The organism is Marinobacter sp. NFXS9 (assembly GCF_040148665.1).
In the GTDB taxonomy this organism is placed as follows: domain Bacteria; phylum Pseudomonadota; class Gammaproteobacteria; order Pseudomonadales; family Oleiphilaceae; genus Marinobacter_A; species Marinobacter_A mangrovi.
The window spans coordinates 82,266-103,223 of the sequence record NZ_JAGDDW010000002.1; the positions used below are offsets into that span (position 1 = coordinate 82,266).

Consider the following 20,958-nt stretch of genomic DNA (forward strand, 5'->3'; position numbering starts at 1 on the left):
CAGTCGGCGAAGCCCGAAGTGCGTCACCGGTCAGTTTATGCGGCTTTCAGGACCGTCCACTGAGCTTAATGTTGTTGCGAGGCGGGTATTGTAGGGAGCGTCCCGCCAACTGGCAAGCTCAGGCCTGCCGTCCGACAAGGCCCTTTTATTATAACCTTATGTGCGTCAGGAACTTTCCAACAGTTCCTTCAGTTCATAAAGGCGGTTCATCGCCTCGCGCGGTGTCAGCCCGTCCAGATCCAGTTTATCGAGCGCCTTTTCCACGGCGCTGGGCTCGAATCCGGAAAACATGTCGCCCTGCATCGTTGTCGGTTGTGCCGGCTCGGCCACCTTGGTTGGCGCTTTCGCCGGGGCCGGTCGGGTGGGAGACTCGGTGCCTTCCAGTCGATGCAGCTGGTGTTTGGCGTTGTCGATGACGTCCTGCGGGACACCGGCCAGTTTGGCCACCTGCAGTCCATAGCTCTGGCTGGCGGGCCCTTCGTGGACGTTATGCAGGAACACGATGCTGTCGTCGTGCTCGGTGGCGGTCAGGTGGACGTTGACCGCGTGGCGCAGCTGATCGGCCAGCTGCGTCAGCTCGAAGTAGTGGGTGGCGAACAGGGTGTAGCAACGCACGTTCTGCGCCAGCTGCTCGGCGGTGGCCCAGGCCAGGGACAGGCCGTCGAAGGTGCTGGTCCCGCGGCCGATCTCGTCCATCAGCACCAGGCTGTTTTCGGTGGCGTTGTGCAGGATGTTGGCGGTTTCGGTCATTTCCACCATGAACGTGGAGCGTCCGCCGGCGATGTCGTCGGACGAGCCCATGCGGGTAAAGATTCGATCCACCGGCCCGACAATGGCCCGATCGGCCGGGACAAAACTGCCGGTATAGGCCAGCAGCGCGATCAGGGCCGCCTGACGCATGTAGGTCGACTTACCGCCCATGTTCGGACCCGTGATCACCAGCATGCGGCGTTCATTGTCGATCAGCAGGTCATTGGGCACGAAGGGCTCGCTGAGGAGCTGCTCCACCACCGGGTGACGACCGGCGGCGATATCCAGCCCCGGTTCGCCGGAAAACTCCGGCGGATTCAGACGCAGTGTCGTGGCACGTTCGGCAAAGTTGCTCAGGACATCCAGTTCTGCCAGCGCCTGGGCGGTATCCTGAAGCGGCGCCAATTGTTCGGCCAGGTTTTCCAGCAGGGCGTCGTAGAGGCCTTTCTCCCGGGCCAGTGCGCGGCTCTTGGCGCTCAGAGCCTTGTCTTCGAATTCCTTCAGCTCCGGCGTGATAAAGCGCTCGGCGTTCTTCAGGGTCTGGCGGCGGATGTAATCCACCGGTGCCTGGTCGGACTGGGCCCGGCTGATCTCGATGTAGTAACCGTGGACCCGGTTGTAACCGACTTTCAGGGTGCTGATGCCGGTGCGCTCTTTCTCGCGGGTTTCCACGTCCAGCAGGAACTGGCCGGCGTTCTCGCTGATGTTGCGCAGCTCGTCCAGTTCCTCGTCGTAACCCTCGGCGATCACGCCGCCGTCCCGGATCACCACCGGTGGGTTCTCGATGATGGCGCGGGTCAGCAGGTCTGCCAGTTCCGGATAGGTGCTGACCGTCTGACTCAGTTGGGCCACATGCTCCGAATCCACCGCGCCCAGCACGGACTGCAGCTCAGGCAGCAGATTAAAGGCGTCGCGCAGGCGCGCCAGATCCCGCGGTCGGGCCGAGCGCAGCGCGACACGGGACAGGATGCGTTCAATATCGCCGACCGACTTCAACTGATCGTGCAAGGGCTCGTAATGGAACCCGTCCAGCATCGCGGACACCGCGCCCTGACGCTCACGCACCGTTTGAATATCCCGCAGCGGGCGGTTCAGCCAGCGGCGAATCAGGCGTCCGCCCATGGCGGTGGCGGTGCGATCCATGACCCAGGCCAAGGTGTACTGGGTGCCGCCGGTCAGGTTCATGTCGATTTCCAGGTTGCGGCGGCTGGCCGCATCCAGGATTACCGCGTCCTCGCGCCGCTCCCGGGACAGTTTGCGGATGTGGGGCAGGGCCGTGCGTTGGGTCTCTTTTGCGTATTGCAGCAGGCAGCCGGCAGCCGAGATGGCCAGCGACAGGTCTTCGCAGCCGAAGCCGGTCAGATCGCGCACCTGCAGCTGCTGGGTAATGATGCGATGGGCCGAATCCCGTTCGAACAGCCAGGGGCCCTGGCGACGGATACCGGTGAAGCCTTCCAGCAGCTCCTCAAAGGGGAAATCCTCGCTGATCAGGATTTCCGCCGGGCGTAGCCGCTGCAGTTCGCCCTGCAGGGATTCGGTGCCGGTCAGTTCGGACACGGAAAAACGGCCGCTGGAGATATCCAGTGTGGCCAGCCCGAAGTCTTCCCGGTGGCTGAAAATGGCCACCAGCAGATTGTCGCGCCGATCTTCCAGGAACGCCTCGTCGCTGAGGGTGCCCGGGGTAACGATCCGCACTACCTTGCGTTCCACCGGTCCCTTGCTGGTGGCCGGGTCGCCGATCTGCTCGCAGATGGCAATGGACTGGCCCGCACGCACCAGGCGTGCAATGTAACCCTCGGCTGAATGATAGGGCACACCCGCCATGGGAATCGGCTGGCCACCGGACTGGCCGCGAGCGGTCAGGGTGATATCGAGAAATTCCGCTGCCTTCTTGGCGTCGTCATAGAACAGCTCGTAGAAGTCCCCCATGCGGTAGAACACCAATTCATTCGGGTGCTCCACCTTGATCTTGAGGTATTGCTGCATCATGGGGGTGTGTTTTACGTCAGCCGCTGTGTTGTCTCTGGTGTTTGTCATCGTCAAGGAATCTGGGGATGGAGTACCGGGAATAGAAGCGGCTCAGAGTAGCAAACCACCCATTGCAAAAACAGTTGATTCCACGAAACCGGGATGACCGGACTATCGATTCGCGGCCGGCGGAAGTCAGGACGGCTCCTTTCCGGTGTTATGACGCCGGGTCACTGACTCGCGGGAAGCGGGAACGGGCTTCCAGATCGTCCAGGTCCACCGTGTTGCGCATGTACTGCTGGCTGGCATCGACCATGGGCTGGAAATCCCACGGGGTGACCTTGCCCTTCATCAGGGAGCGGGACACGAGACGACGGCGACGTTGGCTCCAGAGCACATCCTGATGGATCTGGTCGAGATCCCAGCCCTCGGCGATTTCCTGGCGCAGGGCCGCAACCTGTTCGGCATAATCCGGGTTTTCAGCCAGGTTGGTGAGCTCCTGCGGATCCCGGCTCAGGTCGAACAGCTGGTCGGGATCGCCCGGCCCGTGTACGAACTTGAGGTCACCGCGGCGAATCATCAGCAGTGGTGCGACTGCGCCTTCGCCCATGTATTCGCCGATGACCTCATCGTGCCCGTTTTCCCCCTTCAGGTGTGACACCAGGCTGCGGCCTTCAATCGGTGTGACGGGAGCGTCGTGGTTACCGCCGGTGGCCAGGTCGAGGAAGGTCGGCAGCAGGTCCATGGTCGATACGCTGGCACCGACGCGGGAAGGCGCGAAGCGGTCCGGAGCGTGCACGATCATCGGTACCCGGGCGGAATGTTCGAACCAGCTCATTTTGTACCAGAGCCCGCGTTCACCCAGCATGTCACCGTGGTCGCCGGAGAAGACGATGATGGTGTTTGCGTCCAGTCCGGTTGCCTTCAGGGCTTTCAGCACTTCGCCAATCTGGTCATCAATGTAACTGATGTTGCCGTAATAGGCGCGACGGGCGTTGCGGATCTGATCTTCGGTGACGCGGGTTTTGTCGGCTTCGTAGATGTACTGCAGGCGTCGGGAGTGTGGGTCCTGATCCTGGGGATCGATGTGTACCGATGGCAGGTCGATGTCGACACCCTCGTACCGGTCCCAGTGCTCCCGGGTGCAAGCGTAGGGGTCGTGTGGGTGGGTCATCGAGACGGTCAGGCAAAACGGCCGCTCGTCGCTGCCCCGGGCATGATCGTAGAGGTAGCGTTTGGCGTTGAACACCACTTCATCGTCGAAGTCCAACTGGTTGCTTCGCACGCAGGTGCCCGCCTGGGTCACCGACGACATGTTGTGGTAGTAGGACGGGCGCGTCTCGAAATCATCCCAGTTGACGAACCAGCCAAAATCGGCCGGATAGATGTCGCTGGTCAGGCGCTCTTCAAAACCATGCAACTGATCCGGGCCGCAGAAATGCATCTTGCCGGATAAAGCGGTGCGGTAGCCGTTGTCCCGCAGGTAGTGGGCGAAGGTCGGAATGTCCGCAGGCAGTTCCGACGCGTTGTCATAGGCCCCGATTTTCGAAGGCAGTCGGCCTGTCATCAGTACGAATCGGGACGGCGCGCACAGTGGGCTATTGCAATAGGCGGAGTCGAATACAACCCCTTTTTCCGCCAGAGCATCCAGATGCGGTGTCTTGACCACGGACCGCGGGTTATAGATCGACAGCGTCGGAGCTGCCAACTGGTCAGCCATGATGAAAACGATGTTGGGCTTCTGGGCGCTCATGGAAACTCCTGGCAATGACGCGTGGCTTGATGACTTAAATTTTTATAATGTTATTGATTCGATATTGTGGGTGGATACTGCCGTTGATCACTGGGGGGCGTAAACTCGTTTTCAGCTAATGAGAGGGATCATGTTTTCTAATGTCTGAAGTCATTTCATTGCCCCCATTGGCCACGCTTCAGGCGTTTGAGGTGTCGGCACGGCTGGGGAACTTTACGGCGGCTGCGCGAGAGCTGGGCAGCACTCAATCGGCCGTCAGTCAGCACATCCGACGCCTCGAACAGGAGGTGGGGGTCAGGCTGTTCTATCGACGCTATCGGGGTGTCGCTTTGACCGAACAGGGGAGGCAGTTCCTGGAAAAGGTTGTGGAAGGCCTGTCCAGCATCACCCAGGGAGTCGAAGCCCTGCGGCAGCACCCTGATCACCGCGTCATCAACGTCGGTACCGACTTCGCGTTTGCGGCCTATTGGCTGCTTCCCCTGTTGTCGAAATTCCGTGAAGCCCATCCGGGCGTTGAGGTGCGGGTTGTTACGGCCCAGGAGTCCATTGCGCCGGACGAGGCCAATATCGATATCGCCATCCAGTTCGGCGACGGGCAATTTGGTCAGGCGCCGTCCCGTCTGCTGATGTACGAGTCGGTGGTCCCGGTTTGCAGTCCGACGTTGCTCGAGCGCTGCGGTCCGATCCGGAACATCGATGACCTGAACCGCTTGCCTTTACTGCAACTGGAGGCCGCGCACGACTCCAAGTGGTTTGACTGGGGGCGCCTCTTTAGCCTGATGGGAGCGACAGAGCGGCCGAGAGAGCCGGACCTGACGCTCAACAACTACACCTTGTTGGTTCAGGCGGCGATTGCAGGTCAGGGTGCTGCCATTGGCTGGAAGCCCATGTGCGATTCGATGCTGGACTCCGGCGTGCTGGTACCGGCGATTCCGCGGATCACCCGCTCGGATTGTGGTTATTACCTGGTACTTCCGGCCACCAAGGCGGTTACGCCGATGACCCAGCAATTCTGTGAGTGGCTGATTAATGAGTGCCAGGCGGGCTGATTGGCAAAGTCGCTTTTTGGCCGGGTGGTTACTGGCTGGTCGAAAAGAGCATGAGAGAGGTGCTTGGTCATACTGTTGGCACGCCTGATGGGATGTTAATGGCTGTTCCGCAGAGGCTCCTTGGGTATTTGCGTCTATGCTTAAAAGGACAACCTGAACAATAACGCTGCGTCTTGATGTGGCACCGGCTTTGCTGGTCAGTCTCTGTCGGTTTCCAGAGACGAAGCCGCAAAAGAAATCAGCAGGGAGCCTGACCGTTATGTCAGATGTGATTGCACTGGACCCCTACCGACCCTACCCGGACTGCTATGACGAGTTGGTGGATACCAACGGTGTGGCCCGGCAACAGGCACTCGCCGTGGCTCGATTCATTATGCAGAACGGTGCCGAGGAGCTGGCCCGGCGCCAGGCCGAGCTGGACCGGACCATTTCAGCCATGGGCGTGTCCTTTACGGTGTATTCCGACAGTCAGAACATTGACCGGGCCTGGCCGTTGGATGTGGTGCCCCGGACGATTGCCGCCAGTGACTGGCAGCGCACCAGCGATGGCCTCAAGCAGCGATTGCAGGCGCTGAACCTGTTTATCAACGATCTCTACAACGACCAGAAAATCCTCAAGGACGGCATTGTCCCCAGTGAGCTGGTGCTGAAATCGAAAAATTTCCTTGCACCATGCCAGGGCTTTGAGCCGGCCTACGGCGTCTGGGCGAACATCTGCGGCACTGACCTGGTGCGCGACGGCGAGGGTAACTTCCTGGTTCTGGAGGACAACCTGCGGGTGCCGTCCGGTGTGTCCTACATGCTGGAGAATCGCACGGTTATGAAGCGGGTGTTTCCGGAACTGTTTGCGGAATCCACCATCGGGCCGGTGGACGATTACCCGGCCCAACTCTGGAACATGCTGGCGTCCCTGTCGCCCCAGGACGCAGAGACACCGCGCGTGGTGGTGTTGACGCCCGGCATCTACAATTCCGCCTACTTCGAGCACAGCTTCCTGGCCCAGCAGATGGGCTGCCCGCTGGCGGAGAACAACGACCTCTACGTGGACGACGATGTCGTCTATCTGCGCACCCTGCACGGGCCGCAGCGGGTGGACGTGATCTACCGGCGTATCGACGACACCTTTATCGACCCGCAGGTGTTTCGCAAAGATTCCTCGTTGGGTATTCCCGGGCTGATTGGCGCGTGGAGAGCCGGCAATGTGGCGATCGCCAATGCGCCCGGCTCGGGCGTGGCAGACGACAAAGTCGTCTACGCCTTCGTGCCCGAGATCATCCGCTACTACCTGAAACAGGACCCGCTGATCGACAACGTGCCCACGTACCTGTGCATGGACGACAAGGAGCGCGACCACGTGCTGGCCAACCTGGACAAGCTGGTGGTGAAGCCGGCCAACGAGTCGGGTGGCTACGGCATCCTGATCGGACCGCGGGCCACGGACGAAGAGCGGGCTCAGTGTGCAGCCGCCATCCGGGAGAACCCGCGCAATTTCATTGCCCAGCCCACGCTCAACCTGTCTACGGCGCCGACCCTCTGTGACGGCCTACTGGAGCCTCGCCATCTCGACCTGCGTCCGTTCATCCTGCAGGGAGAGTCGCTTTACTGCACGAATGGCGGTCTGAGCCGCGTCGCGCTGCGTCGGGGATCCCTGGTGGTGAACTCCTCCCAGGGCGGCGGCAGCAAAGACACCTGGATCATCAATCACGGGAGCTGAGCCATGCTGGCACGTGTAGCCGAAAACGTTTACTGGATGGGACGCTACCTGGAGCGAATGGACGACACGGCGCGCCTGATCAACGCCACCACCCACATGCTGATCGACTCCCACGAGGACACCCGCTTCAGCTGGCCGGTCTTGATCGATGTGCTGGGTGAAGACGCGAAAGGCTTTATACAGGAGGGCAGCTCCAGCGAACTGGGTGTCATGCACTATCTGATTGTGGCAGAAGACAGTGCCGCTTCCATTCGTCACGCCTGTACCCAGGTTCGGAACAACGCCCGTTGTGTGCGGGAAGTGATCCCGCGTGAATTCTGGGAAGAGATCAATTCACTGCACCTGTTCGTGCAGTCCGAGTGCAAACTGGCTTCCAGTCGTGCCAAGCGCTACAACCTGATGGCGGAAGTGATCCGTCGCTGCCAGGCGGTGATTGGCGTAATGGACGGCACCATGCTGCGGGACGACACCTACGGCCTGTTCAACATCGGCCGGCACCTGGAGCGGGCGGACATGACCACCCGCATCATGGACGTGCTGATCCTGCAGCAACTGGCGCCAGCCGCCGGACGCCAGACCCGGCGCCAATTCGAGTGGAGCTCGCTGCTGAACGCCATGGGGGCGGTGGAGTCCTACCGTCGTTACTTCACCGAGGAACCGGGCGAGACCGACGTGACGGACTTCCTGCTCACCTACGGCCCGTTCCCGCGCTCGGTAGCCTCTTGCCTGGAGAAGATTGAACGGTCCGCCCGATGGCTGCCACGCTCCGAAAGTGTCCTAAAAACTATTGGAAATATCCGGAACGCGCTAGACTCTGAGCCGCTGCATTCACTTAACACGCTGGGCATGCACAAGCTGATTGACGACGTCCAGGCGGGACTGATTGACCTGCACGGCGCACTGATTTCGGAGTCCTTGCAAGCGCCCGCGGCCTGAACAGGGTTTTGACAAGGTTCACCCCATGACGCGATTCGACGTGCCACTGTCTCTGGACGCCCTGAGGCAGACTTACCGGTGCCCGTCCGAGACCGCGGATGAATGGCTGCCCCGTGCCGACGCACCGGGCTGGAACCAGGTGCTGGGCTGGTTGATGGAGCAGGGTGGGGACGTGCTCGCGGCGCTGTCCTCCGACCTGCAGCATCAGCTGCGGGAACACGGCGCCACGTTCGACCCCCAGCACCAGCAGAACCGGACCCTGGACCTGATTCCCTGGCTGTTCGACCCGGCCGAGTGGGACCCCATCGAAGCGGGGCTTGTCCAGCGACGACAGCTGCTGTCGCTCGTTCTGCGCGATCTCTACGGACCGCAGACCCTGCTGCGCGACGGCATCCTGCCGCCGGAACTGATCTTCCGTAACGCCAGCTTTCTGCTGCCCTGCCACGGTCTGGTTCCCGAGGATATGGACTGGCTGGTGATGCTGGGCTGCGACCTGGGGCGTGATGCCAACGGCCGCATGACGGTCTATGCCGACGGTTCCCAGGCGCCCGGTGGTATGGGATATGTGCTGGAAAACCGGGTGGCCATCAATCAGGTGGTGCCGGAGCTGGCCCAGCGTTTCGACAAACGCCATCTGGCGAGCTTCTTCAAGGATCTGCAGCGGGCGCTGGTACCGCAGATTCCCTACGCCAGTGAACCCCTGATCGGCTTGATGACGCGCCACTACCGGGATGGCCAGTATTTCGAGCACGCCTTCCTGGCTAACTACCTGGACCTGGCCCTGGTCCACGGCGCCGACCTGATGTTCCGCGAAGGCCGCATCTGGCTGAAAACCCTGAGCGGACTGCAGCCGGTCGATGCCCTGATGCGCTACATGCCGGACAACCTGTCCGATCCGCTGGAACTGGAAGGGGACATCGCCGGTACACCGGGGCTGCTGCAAACCATTCGCCAGGGCAACCTGGTGTGCTGCAATCCGCCGGGCGCGGGATTGATCGACAGCGGCGCGCTGCTCCCGTTCATGGAAGACCTGTGCCAGCACCTGCTGGGGGAATCCCTGCTTCTGCCGGCAGTGGAGGCCTACTGGTGTGGCGATCCGGCTCAGCAGAAGGTGGTGCTGGGCGAGCTCATCGATATGGTCGTGCACGATCTGGAAAAGCCCGGCAAGTTGATCAGCTACGCCAACGCCAGTCGCCGGGAACGGGAAAAGCTGGCCGAGCGAATAAAGACCGATCCCACACGTTTTGTGGCGCGACGCATCCTGCCGCTGAGTACCCTGCCGGTCTGGCAAAAGCACGAAGTGCAGTCCCGCAGTGTCGCTCTGCGCGCCTTCGTCTTACGCCAGGGCAGTGACGACAAAGTGCTGCCCGGCGGCCTGGCGCGCTGCCACGAACAACCGCTGCAGCTGCAGCTGGGGTTGTCCACCCGCTTCATGGCCAAGGACGTGTGGCTGGCAAGCCCCGACGACAGCTCGGTGAGCCTGTTGCACAGCACACTGACCAGCGTGCGCCTGTCGCGTAAAACCGGATTGTTGCCCAGTCGCGTGGCGGATCATCTGTTCTGGCTGGGTCGCTACAGCGAACGGCTCAACCTGGCCTGCCGGGCCATGCGCGCGGCGCTGCCGCTGATCTCGACGCTGGCTCGGGACGAACAGGTGCAGACCCTGACGCCACTGGTGGAATTTGCCTGCACCATCAACGGCGGTGTGTTCATGCCCACCGACAACGTCGATGAGTTGACCCACCAGCTCACCAGCCTGTTCCTGTACGACCGCAAGGACGGCCTGCTGGCGGTGCTGCAGGCGCTGATCATGAACGCCCAGTCCGTCCGGGAGTTTTTCAGCGAGGACACCTGGTACGTCCTCGAGCGGCTGCAGAATGCCCTGAACCAGTTCCCGGCCCGCGGCTCGGTATCCCGCATGGATCGGGCTCTGGACGAAATCATCCTGCTGCAGTCCGCCATCTATGGCCTGAACAACGAAACCATGAGCCGCACCCAGACCCTGAGGTTCATGGACATCGGCCAGCACATCGAGCGCGCCCAGCAGACCACTGCGCTGCTGCACAAGGTCTTCGTCAAATACCCGCAGCCGCCGGCGGCGCTGATGGAGGCGGTGTTACGCATGGCCGATACGCTGATGACCTATCGCCGGCGCTACCGGACTGAGCTGCATCCGGTGGCCATCATCGATCTGCTGTTGCTGGATGAAAGCACGCCGCGTTCGGTGGGGTACCAGTGTGGGCGGCTGAAGCGTCAGGTGAGTCTGCTCCCGGTGCGGGATTCGACCCTGGCCGGCCTCAACGCCGAACAGCGTCTGATGGTGGAGCTGGTGTCTGTATTGCAACTGGTGGACCTGGAAGCCCTGGTCAGCGAAACCGGGGAACCGTCGCCGCAACTGGACGAACTGCTGGTGCGCATCAACAATCTGCTCAGCAAGCTGTCGGAAGCCATCACGCTGGCCTACTTCAACCACGCGGACATTCCGCGGCCGATCGACGACGTGTGAGACCGATGAAATACAGGATCTCTCATCTGACGCGCTACACCTACGAGCAGGACATCGCCAACAGCTACAACCGCGGTTGTCTGCTGCCCCGCGGCCTGCTTTACCAGAAGGTGGCGTCCAGCCGGCTGACGGTCACGCCGACGCCGAGTAGCCTGTACAACCACCCGGACTTTTTCGGCAACCTCTATACGTTTTTTCATGTGAACTCCCTCCATAAAGAGATGGAGGTCAGCGTCACCAGTCAGGTGGAAGTGATGCCTCGGGGCCTGGAACAGGCGCCCACGCGCTCGCTGCCCTGGGAAGAGGCCATTCGGCGTCTGGCCGGGGACACCAACCGCCAGGCCTTACAGGCTCGGCTGCTGCAGGTGGGCTCGCGGATGGCACCGATTGATCCGCTCATCGCCGAATTCGCCCGGGACATTTTCAGCCCCGGGCTGCCGTTGCTCGAAGGAGCGCGGCAACTGACGCACCGCATTTTCAGTGAGTTCACCTATGACCCCGGTTTCACCACCCTGGCCACGCCGGTGGACGACGTGCTCAAGGCTCGCCGGGGTGTCTGCCAGGATTTCGCTCACCTGGCCATCAGCGCCCTGCGATCTCTCGGTTTCCCGGCGTGCTACGTCAGCGGCTATCTGGAAACCATTCCCCCGCCGGGCCAGCCGCGACTGGTCGGGGCGGATGCCTCCCACGCCTGGTTCAGCGTGTACGACCCCTCATTGGGGTGGGTGGATTTCGACCCCACCAACGACCTGATGCCGGACGAACGGCACATCACCGTCGCGTTCGGCCGGGATTACGCCGACGTGGTTCCACTTAAAGGACTGATGAGCGGCGGTGGCCGTCACGATCTGACGGTCGAAGTGGATGTGATGCCGCTGGATGAACCGACCTCGAAATCCGCAAATGCCTGAATCCCGTGGGCTTCCTGAAAAGGCCTCCGACAAGGGGTAGACGCGGGCCGTTCATATCGAAAGAATGGGGCCTTTGCTGACCGCTGTTGGGAGTCTCCGATCCATGACCATTTCCGACGATACCCTTTTCACCAGCGCCGCCGAGCTGGGCGACCTGTTGCGCCAGCGCGGCCAGATGATCACCACGGCGGAGAGTTGCACCGGGGGCTGGGTGGCCAAGGTCCTGACCGACCGGGCCGGGAGCTCGGATTATGTCCACAGCGGCCTGGTGACCTATTCCAACGATGCCAAACGAGGCCTGTTGGGCGTCAGTGAAACGGCGCTGGTGGAACACGGAGCGGTCAGCGAGCCGGTGGTCCGGGAGATGGTGGCCGGTGCGCTGGCAGCGACCGGTGCCGATGTGGCCGTCGCCATCAGCGGCGTCGCCGGGCCGGGGGGTGGTTCCGAAGACAAGCCCGTTGGAACAGTCTGGTTCGCTTGGGGCCGTTCGGCCGCCGACACCCAGTGTGTGGTGCAGTATTTTGACGGAGACCGCGACGCGGTGCGGCGTCAGGCGGTTCAGTTTGTCCTTGAAGGCGTCCATCGGTTCCTGGCCGAAACCTAGTTGAAAACACGACACTTGGACGCCGGGACCTGTTGTGTTTTAATACTGTTCAAATATACAGTCTGGACCCTGTATAAAAAGGTTTCCAGACCGGACATTTCCGATCATGCCGTGCGGCGGCACAGAAAGATGAGGTTTTCGCAGCGATGGAAGACAACCGTAAGAAGGCGTTGAGCGCGGCTCTGAGCCAGATCGAGCGCCAGTTCGGCAAAGGCGCGGTCATGAAGATGGGCGATCAGCCCCGTGAGGCCATTCCCGCGGTATCCACCGGCTCCTTGGGGCTGGACGTTGCCCTGGGTATCGGTGGCCTGCCGTACGGGCGGATCGTCGAGATCTACGGCCCGGAAAGCTCCGGTAAGACCACGCTGACCCTTCAGGTGATCGCTGAAGCCCAGAAGGCCGGCAAGACCTGTGCCTTCGTTGACGCCGAGCACGCGCTGGATCCGGTCTACGCCGAGAAACTGGGCGTTAACGTTGACGACCTGCTGGTGTCCCAGCCGGACACCGGTGAGCAGGCGCTGGAAATTGCCGACATGCTGGTGCGCTCCAACGCCATCGACGTCATCATCGTCGACTCCGTGGCGGCCCTGACGCCCAAGGCGGAAATCGAAGGCGAGATGGGGGATTCCCACGTTGGCCTGCAGGCCCGCCTGATGTCCCAGGCGCTGCGTAAGCTGACCGGTAACGTCAAGCATGCCAACTGCCTGATGGTCTTCATCAACCAGATCCGGATGAAGATCGGCGTCATGTTCGGCAGCCCGGAAACCACCACCGGCGGTAACGCGCTGAAGTTCTATTCCTCTGTTCGCCTGGACATCCGTCGCATCGGCGCCGTGAAGGAAGGGGACGAAGTGGTCGGTAACGAGACCCGCGTGAAGGTGGTCAAGAACAAGGTCTCCCCGCCGTTCAAGCAGGCCGAGTTCCAGATCATGTACGGCAAGGGCATCTACCACATGGCCGAAGTCGTGGACCTGGGCGTGAAGGAAGGCTTCGTCGACAAGTCCGGCGCCTGGTACAGCTACAACGGCGACAAGATCGGCCAGGGTAAGGCGAATGCCTGTAAATTCCTGGAAGAAAACCTGGATATGGCCCACGAGATTGAAGCCAAGATCCGTGAAAAACTGATGCCGAAGCCGACTCCGAAAGATAAGGAAGCACCAGCGGCCGCCGAGGCGGAGAAGAGCGGCGAACTGCTCTGAAGCCGGAGTTCACTGACGCTCTGAACAACACCCCGCCGGGTTATCCGGCGGGGTGTTTTTGAATGGGAAAGGGGATCAGCCGTTGGGCGAGCTGATTGTCTCGGCATCGAGCCACTGCGGGCCGGCGACCCGATTGCGGCCCTTGCCTTTGGCCAGGTAAAGCCGCTCGTCGGCAAACGCCAGCAGGTCTTCCAGGGTGCTGCCGTCCGGGCCGATTTCGGCGACGCCCAGGCTCATGGTCTGGGAGATCGTCGTGCCGTCATAAACCAGCGGGCGTTCGGCAACGGTGGTCCGTAGCTCCTCGGCCACGGTCATGGCCTGCTTGATGTGAGTGTCCGGCAGGAGAATGGCGAATTCCTCGCCGCCAAATCGGCAGGCCAGATCGCTCAGTCGCAGGCGTTTGCGAATCAGGCGCGCCACATGCACCAGCACCCGATCCCCCATCTCGTGGCCGTAGCGGTCGTTGACGCTCTTGAAGAAGTCCAGGTCCAGCAGGATCAGCGACAGCGGGGTAAGCTCGCGCTGGGCCCGGTGGGTTTCCTTCTCGAAAATTTCCTCGAACATGACCCGATTGGCCAGTCCCGTCAGGAAATCGGTCCGGGCCAGCCGCAGCAGCTTGTTTTCGGACCGCTCCCGGCTGACCTCATACACATGGGAAAACGTCAGGATGCACAGCGTCAGGATGCCCATGTTCAGCAAGGGAATGGGCTTCATATAGACCGGTGAGTCATGGAACTTGAACAGGAAAATGGCTGTGGCGATACCGGTGAAAAACAACGAAATCGCCAGCCCCAGCTTTCTCCCGTGCAGCAGGTGCGACAGGATCGGTACGAGCAGAATCCAGCCAAACACGGACACCGTCGAACGCGGCACGTAAAGCGCAAACATCATCGCACTGAAGAAGGGCAGGCTATAGGCCAGCAGCCAGCGGTCCAGATGCCGGGTCCGGCGAACGGCCCACATCAGGAACACCGAATAGGTGGCCATCACGATTTCCACCATCGCCAACGGCCTATTGCCGGCGCGAATATTCAGCGTGGCAAACACAATGCCCGCTATCAGCGTGATCCACAGCAAGGCCATCAGTACCGCTTTGCGATGCGGCTGTGCGTGCTCCCGCGAGGGGAGATCGGTAGCGTCAATCATGGTAGGAGACCGTCCTTGTCTGCCGGCCATGTCAATCGGAAAGCCGGACAGGGCTCCAGTGTAGCCAAAATAATGCGCAAAACTGTAAAAGATCGTGATATGTCCAACGCCCGAAACGCGGGTGTCCTGAGCATGGTCGGCGTTTCATTCGACCCTTGTCCGATTCGCCCGGGACCGGCACAGTGAACGTGACATAGTGATCGGAGAACCGTCGTTTCATGAAGCAACTGTTGATCGTGGCCCATGCGCCGTCACCCAATACCGAGACGTTGCGTCAGGCCGTGGCGCGTGGTGCCGGTCATCCGGACGTTGAGGGTGTGAACGTGCGCGTCATGGCGCCACTGGACGCCGGCCCCGAGGATATTCTGGCCTGCGACGCCATTATCCTCGGGACCACGGAAAACCTCGGCTACATGAGTGGGGCGCTCAAGGACTTCTTCGATCGTAGCTACTATCCCTGCCTTGAGAAAACCCAGGGGCTGCCGTTTGCCTTCTACATTCGGGCCGGCCACGACGGGACCGGAACCCGCCGGGCGATCGAGTCGATCACCACCGGTTTGCGCTGGCGGATCGTGCATGATCCCGTGCTTTGCCGGGGCGAGTACGATCCGGCCTTTGAGACGCAGTGCGAGGACTTGGGGCTCTATCTGGCGGCTGGACTGGATGCGGGGATGTTTTAACAACGCCAGCGGTGCCGGACGGAAAGTCGCCGATTAACTGGCCAGGCGGTTATAGAAACCCTCGATCCGGGACAGGGCGTTGTCCACGGCCCGGGAGTAGCCGCGCCGGTCATGGCAGTAGCTGAACTGGATGCTCAGCCGATAGCCGGTGCGAAAGGGGTTGCTGCTGACGATCCGCGCGGCCACGCGGGACTCGGTGATGTACTTGCCGGAAAAATCCAACAGCAGTCGGCTGCCGGGCGGTACCGGACGCGGTGACAGAACGGCCATGCCGTAGCGGTTGATGTCCAGGCACTGGACGTCAATCCGGGCTTTCTGCCGGCCAAAGAAGCCCCGTTCCGTCAGGCGCACCTTCAGGCACTGGGCTTCGTAACGATCCTTGATGCGGCGGTCTCCAGAGTCTGTTCCCATAACACCGGTTTCCACGTTTTTGTCGTTGTCATTGTGATATCACGGGATGATCAGTGTAGAACCCGGGCCCGCGGCAGGAAAACGGACATCCTGGCATCTGTGACAAAGGTCTCAAAAGTGACCTGGGTGTCACGACCGATCAGGCGGAGGTGTTCAGGCGCTCGCCACGACGGTCTTCGGCGTTGGTGGGCCGTGCGGTGCGGGCATCAAGCAGGGACGGTCGGCGGCGGCCGCTCCGGCGCTTGCGGCGATCCGGACCGTCAAACGTCTCTTGGCGACGCCGGCGGTCAGGCCGGGTGCGACGATCGAGCGGACGGTTCTGTGGCGTTGGGGCAATGTTCCGGGCGTCGGGCGTGCGCTGTTGATGCTCCGTCTTTCGGCGATCCAGCGCGGTCAGTCCGTAGGGGTTGGAACGCGATATCTCCATGGGCCGTAACCTCAAGATATTGTCGAGAGTCATTTTACGGTTTGTCGGCCGAATCGTGCAAAACTTGAACACATTTTGCCCCGGAGGCCTGCAAGTGAGGACAGCGCGCCCTTCTCCTTCTACAATGCTTTGAATCCATCTTTTGGGCGGTATCGGCATCAGCCCCGCAACGCCGCCTTGCACCATTTCCCCGACACAGGACGGCACCTTGAAGTCTCTGCCACTGAACCAGCTCTACAACAACTGCGACACCCGCAATTTCAGCTTCAAGACCACGCGCCAGCTCGAACCGCTCGAAGAGATCGTGGGCCAGAACCGTGCCCAGGAAGCGGTACGCTTTGCCCTGGCCATGCCGCACGGCGGCTACAACGTCTACGCCGTGGGCCGCAACGGTCTGGGTAAGCGAACCATGATGCTGCGCTATCTGGAGCACCATGCGAACAAGGAATACCAGAGCTATGACTGGTGTTACGTGGCCAACTTCGACGATCCGCGTGCGCCCCGGGTTCTGCGTCTGCCAGCGGGCGAGGGCCAGAATCTCAAGCAGGACATGGATCGTCTGATGCTGCGCCTGACCAAGCTGATTCCGCAGACGTTTGAGGGAGACAGCTTCCTGGAGCGGGCTGAGAAGCTGAAGAACGATTACGGCAACCTCCAGGAGCAGGAACTCGACAAGGTGGCGCGCCAGGCCAAGCGCAAGAAAGTCAGCCTGAGCGTCAGCACGCCGGGCGGCTACCGGTTGATTGCCATGAACGGTGACGAGCCCCACACCCAGGAAAGCTTTGCCGCCCTGACCGAAGCCCAGCGCCAGGGGTTCGAGGACGCCATCAACAAGCTGGAGAAGAAGCTGCGCGCGGCCCTGCGCAAGGTGGCCGACCTGGAGCAGGACTACACCGACAAGCAGCAGGCGCTGAACGAGGAAACGCTGGAGAGCATTACCGGCCACCAGCTGGATGAACTCGTCGCCAAGTACAAGGCGTTGCCGGAGATCGTCGATTACCTGGAATCGGTCCGTAAGGACCTGGCGGACAATCTGGACATCTTCCTGGAAGACAGCGAAGAGCAGGCGGCGATGGCCTATGCCTCGCTGGATCGCAAGATGCCGCGGCGCTACCAGATCAACCTGATGGTGCATCACAAGGCGCAAAAGGTGCCGGTGATTGTTGAGGACAATCCCACCTACCACAGTCTGTTCGGCTATGTGGAGAACGTCACCTTCAAGGGCACCGTGTTCACCGATTTCTCCCTGATCCGCCCTGGCAGCCTGCACAAGGCGAACGGCGGCTACCTGCTGATGGATGCCATCAAGGTGCTGGAGCAACCGTTTGTCTGGGACGGCCTCAAGCGTGCCCTGCGCTCTAAATCGCTGCAGATCAATTCCCTGGAACGCGAACTCACCCTGTCCGGCACCATTTCCCTGGAACCGGAAGCGATTCCACTGAACGTAAAGATCGTCCTGTTCGGCGACCGTGAAACCTGGATGCTGCTGCAGGAATACGATCCCGAGTTTTCCGAGCTGTTCCGCATTGCCGCAGACTTCGAGAACGAGATGCACCGCAACGCGGACAGCGAGCAGCAGTACGCCAAGTTCATCGCCAGCGTGGTGGTGGAGAAGAAACTGCTGCACTGCGACCGCAAGGCCGTGGGGCGGGTCATTGAATACAGCTCACGCATCGCCGATCACCAGCAACGGCTGTCCCTGCACGCAGCGGATATCGCGAACCTGCTGCGGGAATCCGATTTTTGGGCCCGGGATGCCGGCGCCCGGATGATCCAGGCCACCCATGTGGAACAGGCCCTGGCCAGCGCCCGCTACCGCAGCAGCCGGATTCGCGATCAGTATTTCGACTCCATCCGTGACGGCACCACCCTGGTGTCCACCGAAGGGGAGCGCGTGGGGCAGGTGAATGCCCTGTCGGTGCTGTCTGCCGGTGGCTTTGAGTTCGGCATGCCCAACCGCATCACCGCCACCTGTTACTACGGTGACGGCGACATCATCGACATCGAGCGGGACGTGAAGCTGGGTGGCAACCTGCATTCCAAAGGCGTGATGATACTCACCTCGTGGCTGGCCTCCCGCTTTGCGGTCACTGACCCCATGAGCCTGTCGGCCAGCCTGACCTTCGAGCAGAACTACGGCGAAGTCGACGGCGACAGCGCGTCGGTGGCCGAGCTGTGCGCACTCGTGTCGTCACTCTCCGGCATTCCGATCCGCCAGGATCTGGCGATCACCGGTTCGCTGAACCAGTTCGGTGAGGTCCAGCCCATTGGTGGTGCCAACGAAAAGATCGAGGGTTTCTTCGAAACCTGCCGGATCAAGGGGCTTTCCGGTTCGCAGGGCGTCATCCTGCCGGCCACCAATGTCCAGAATCTGATGTTGGACAGCGACATCCTCCAGGCGGTGCGCCAGCGCAAATTCGCGATCTATGCCGTGGAAACGGCGGAGGCGGCCATTTCGCTGCTGCTGGGCAAGACCGCCGGCAAGCCCAACGCCAAGGGGCGTTATCCGGCCAATACCGTGTTTGGTGTCATCCAGAAGCGACTGGACTCGATGCGTGAACACGAGCGCCAGGAGTCATCGAGCGAGCGGCGCCAGGGTCATGACGGGCATCATGCGCCCCACGTTGGATATTCCGGGCAGGCCTGAGGATCGACGCCGTCAGAGGGCGGCTGCGATGATCCGTCGAAAGGTCAGGTTGAAGCGGTCGCCGCCTGAACGCCGGGTCTTGGGCAGCTGGTGCTGGTAGTCAGCCTGCAGTCCCGGCGGCATGATCAGCAGGCTGTTGTGAGGCAGGTCGATATTGGCGAATAGCCTTCGCTCGCCGGTGCGGCGAAACTGGAAGCGGCGTTCTTCACCCAGCGTGAGTGACGCGATGAGCGGATCGGGCCCCAGCTCCGGCTCGTTATCGCTGTGCCAGCCCATGCTGTCGCGCCCGTGACGGTACCAGTTGCACAACACGCTGTTGAAGGCTTCTCCGCCCAGGGCGCAGACGCGCTCCCGAACCGGTTGCAGAGCTGGCGGCCACGGCTCGGGTGTCATATCGTGACCAGAATAGCGGTAGGCGGCGCCCGGATCCCCCAGCCAGCATTGCAGTCGCGGCGACCAGTGCCACTGACCGAACAGCTGCAGGCGCGCCTGATACCAAGGCAGCTCAACCGGCAACCGCGTCAGCAGTTCATCGGCCAGTGACGTCGGCAAAGCGTTGTAAATCAGTCGCAGCTGGAACGGCGGAAGATCGAAAAAAGCTTCGTTTTCAACAGCAAAGGCCATACAAAATCCGGGACGATTAACGACATTCAGGTCAGGAAAGGCTATGGTTATACGATACAGGATCAAACCGCTGCTGGTCGTGTTGCTGTGGTGGCTGGCGGCATCGGCTCACGCCGGAGAGTCGGTGGCCCTCAAGGGGCCGCTCGAGCAGGGCAGTCTCGTGTATGGCAGCGTCGCCCCGGGAAGCCGCGTCTGGCTTAATGACACGCCGATACGCGTGACCCGAGGCGGACGCTTTGTCATCGGGTTTGCCCGCGAGGCCAGGCTCCAGCAAACACTCAGGGTGGTGCTGCCGGACGGCCAGGAGGTGAGCCGACCGCTGACGCTGGCCAAGCGCCAGTATCGGATACAACGGGTCAACGGCGTGCCCCAGGGCACCGTGACGCCGTCCCAGTCGAAGCTGGGGCGGATTCGCAGCGAAGCCTCCTCGGTGCGCAACGCCCGGCAGACCGATTCGGACCGGGAGGATTTCCTGGGCCCGTTCATCTGGCCGGCCTCCGGTCCGATCAGCGGCGTCTACGGGAGTCAGCGGGTCTACAACGGCAAGCCGCGTAATCCCCACTTCGGAGTGGATGTCGCGGCACCGGCGGGCGCAGCTGTCATCGCGCCGGCAGGCGGCGCAGTGACCCTGGCCGCTCCGGATCTGTTCTACTCCGGCGGCACGGTGATCATCGATCACGGCTATGGCGTCAGCTCCACGTTCCTGCACATGCGCCGGCTGGATGTGAGGGTGGGGCAGAAGGTTCGACAGGGCGACAAGATTGGCGAGGTCGGCAGCTCCGGGCGAGCGACCGGGCCTCACCTGGACTGGCGCATGAACTGGTACGACGTCCGCGTCGACCCGGTGACAGTAGCGCCGGCGCTGGTCGACGGGCATACTCCCCCGGTGACGCAATTGAGCCGGACGGAGTAGTCAGGCGGGGCATTGGGAACGTTCAGAACAACGACACGGGATAAAGGTGGATCAATGAGCGAGAATACTGAGACGGTTTTTGTAGTCGAAGATGACGAAGCGGTACGTGACTCCCTCGAACTGTTGCTGAAATCCTCCAGTAAGGAGGTTCGCACCTTCCCGACTGCCAACGCGTTCCTCGAAAGCTACTCCGACGATATGGCCGGCTGCATCGTGCTGGATATTCGCATGCCGGGTATGGACGGCATGGAACTGCAGCGCCGCCTGAACGAGAAAAACTCCATTCTGCCGATCATCTTTGTCACGGGGCACGGGGACGTCCCCATGGCAGTAGACGCCATGAAGCAGGGCGCCGTGGACTTCATCCAGAAGCCCTACCGCGAGGAGGATCTGCTCAAGAAGATTGAGCAGGCCCTGGAGCAGGACCGTGACCAGCGCAAGACCCTGGGCCAGAAGCAGGAGATCATGCGGCGCATCAACATGCTGACCCCGCGTGAGACCGAAATCATGGATCGCATGATTGCCGGTCAGGCCAACAAGGTCATCGCCATCGAACTGGACATCAGTCAGCGTACGGTGGAAATCCACCGCTCGCGCGTGATGCACAAGATGGGCACCCACTCACTGGCGCATCTGGTCCGCATGGTAATGTCCGTAAAGGACCGTATCGACGCTTCCTGAATCGCGAGCCAAGATGGTCGTCCATTCTGAGTCGGCACG

17 protein-coding genes are annotated in these 20,958 nt (G+C 61.5%); 11 read left to right on the plus strand and 6 right to left on the minus strand.

Annotation, left to right across the window (positions count from 1 at the left end):
• Positions 1-165 precede the first annotated feature (165 nt).
• Both mutS and betC read right to left on the minus strand, forming a co-directional pair.
• Positions 166-2,787 carry a DNA mismatch repair protein MutS gene (gene mutS / locus J3364_RS03955; RefSeq protein WP_349556940.1) on the minus strand — a complete coding sequence of 874 codons (2,622 nt, stop codon included), beginning with the start codon at positions 2,785-2,787 and terminating at the stop codon, positions 166-168.
• A 148-nt stretch (positions 2,788-2,935) separates the two neighbouring features.
• Positions 2,936-4,471 carry a choline-sulfatase gene (gene betC, locus J3364_RS03960; RefSeq protein WP_349556942.1) on the minus strand — a complete coding sequence of 512 codons (1,536 nt, stop codon included), beginning with the start codon at positions 4,469-4,471 and terminating at the stop codon, positions 2,936-2,938.
• A gap of 140 nt (positions 4,472-4,611) precedes the next feature.
• Between betC and J3364_RS03965 the strand changes: the two genes are divergently transcribed.
• The 7 genes from J3364_RS03965 to recA all read left to right on the plus strand — a co-directional run bounded on the left by J3364_RS03965 (position 4,612) and on the right by recA (position 13,390).
• On the plus strand, positions 4,612-5,520 hold the full coding sequence (locus tag J3364_RS03965; RefSeq protein WP_349556944.1) for a choline sulfate utilization transcriptional regulator: 909 nt from the start codon (positions 4,612-4,614) through the stop codon (positions 5,518-5,520).
• Positions 5,521-5,779: 259 nt separating this feature from the next.
• Positions 5,780-7,234 carry a circularly permuted type 2 ATP-grasp protein gene (locus J3364_RS03970; RefSeq protein WP_349556946.1) on the plus strand — a complete coding sequence of 485 codons (1,455 nt, stop codon included), beginning with the start codon at positions 5,780-5,782 and terminating at the stop codon, positions 7,232-7,234.
• 3 nt (positions 7,235-7,237) lie between these two features.
• Positions 7,238-8,170 (plus strand): alpha-E domain-containing protein, encoded by a 933-nt coding sequence (locus J3364_RS03975; RefSeq protein WP_349556947.1) that lies wholly within the window; start codon positions 7,238-7,240, stop codon positions 8,168-8,170.
• Between the two features lie 25 nt (positions 8,171-8,195).
• Positions 8,196-10,676 carry a circularly permuted type 2 ATP-grasp protein gene (locus tag J3364_RS03980; protein ID WP_349556948.1) on the plus strand — a complete coding sequence of 827 codons (2,481 nt, stop codon included), beginning with the start codon at positions 8,196-8,198 and terminating at the stop codon, positions 10,674-10,676.
• Between the two features lie 5 nt (positions 10,677-10,681).
• Entirely contained in the window at positions 10,682-11,587 is a 906-nt protein-coding gene (locus J3364_RS03985; RefSeq protein ID WP_349556950.1) for a transglutaminase family protein, read from the plus strand.
• 103 nt (positions 11,588-11,690) lie between these two features.
• Complete coding sequence (gene pncC, locus J3364_RS03990) at positions 11,691-12,191, plus strand: nicotinamide-nucleotide amidase (RefSeq protein ID WP_349556951.1); 501 nt, start codon at positions 11,691-11,693, stop codon at positions 12,189-12,191.
• A gap of 146 nt (positions 12,192-12,337) precedes the next feature.
• The gene (gene recA / locus J3364_RS03995) at positions 12,338-13,390 is read left to right on the plus strand and encodes a recombinase RecA (protein ID WP_203140554.1); all 1,053 of its coding nucleotides are present in this window, start codon (positions 12,338-12,340) and stop codon (positions 13,388-13,390) included.
• Between the two features lie 75 nt (positions 13,391-13,465).
• On the opposite strand, the gene J3364_RS04000 is transcribed toward recA, so the two are convergent.
• On the minus strand, positions 13,466-14,536 hold the full coding sequence (locus J3364_RS04000) for a GGDEF domain-containing protein (RefSeq protein ID WP_349556953.1): 1,071 nt from the start codon (positions 14,534-14,536) through the stop codon (positions 13,466-13,468).
• A 218-nt stretch (positions 14,537-14,754) separates the two neighbouring features.
• Here J3364_RS04000 and J3364_RS04005 point away from each other — a divergent pair, with 218 nt between their 5' ends.
• The gene (locus J3364_RS04005; protein WP_349556954.1) at positions 14,755-15,216 is read left to right on the plus strand and encodes a flavodoxin family protein; all 462 of its coding nucleotides are present in this window, start codon (positions 14,755-14,757) and stop codon (positions 15,214-15,216) included.
• Between the two features lie 33 nt (positions 15,217-15,249).
• Here the strand turns inward: J3364_RS04005 and J3364_RS04010 are convergent, their stop codons facing one another.
• Together J3364_RS04010 and J3364_RS04015 are read right to left on the minus strand one after the other, a co-directional pair.
• Positions 15,250-15,627 (minus strand): PilZ domain-containing protein, encoded by a 378-nt coding sequence (locus J3364_RS04010; RefSeq protein WP_349556957.1) that lies wholly within the window; start codon positions 15,625-15,627, stop codon positions 15,250-15,252.
• Positions 15,628-15,766: 139 nt separating this feature from the next.
• Entirely contained in the window at positions 15,767-16,054 is a 288-nt protein-coding gene (locus tag J3364_RS04015; RefSeq protein ID WP_349556958.1) for a hypothetical protein, read from the minus strand.
• Between the two features lie 208 nt (positions 16,055-16,262).
• Here J3364_RS04015 and J3364_RS04020 point away from each other — a divergent pair, with 208 nt between their 5' ends.
• Positions 16,263-18,701: a Lon protease family protein gene (locus tag J3364_RS04020; RefSeq protein WP_349556960.1), complete on the plus strand. Its 2,439-nt coding sequence runs from the start codon at positions 16,263-16,265 to the stop codon at positions 18,699-18,701.
• Between the two features lie 12 nt (positions 18,702-18,713).
• On the opposite strand, the gene J3364_RS04025 is transcribed toward J3364_RS04020, so the two are convergent.
• The gene (locus J3364_RS04025; protein ID WP_349556961.1) at positions 18,714-19,325 is read right to left on the minus strand and encodes an alpha-ketoglutarate-dependent dioxygenase AlkB family protein; all 612 of its coding nucleotides are present in this window, start codon (positions 19,323-19,325) and stop codon (positions 18,714-18,716) included.
• A gap of 43 nt (positions 19,326-19,368) precedes the next feature.
• Between J3364_RS04025 and J3364_RS04030 the strand changes: the two genes are divergently transcribed.
• Positions 19,369-20,238 carry a M23 family metallopeptidase gene (locus J3364_RS04030; RefSeq protein WP_349556963.1) on the plus strand — a complete coding sequence of 290 codons (870 nt, stop codon included), beginning with the start codon at positions 19,369-19,371 and terminating at the stop codon, positions 20,236-20,238.
• Positions 20,239-20,292: 54 nt separating this feature from the next.
• The gene (gene fixJ / locus J3364_RS04035; protein ID WP_349556965.1) at positions 20,293-20,919 is read left to right on the plus strand and encodes a response regulator FixJ; all 627 of its coding nucleotides are present in this window, start codon (positions 20,293-20,295) and stop codon (positions 20,917-20,919) included.
• Positions 20,920-20,958 lie beyond the last annotated feature (39 nt).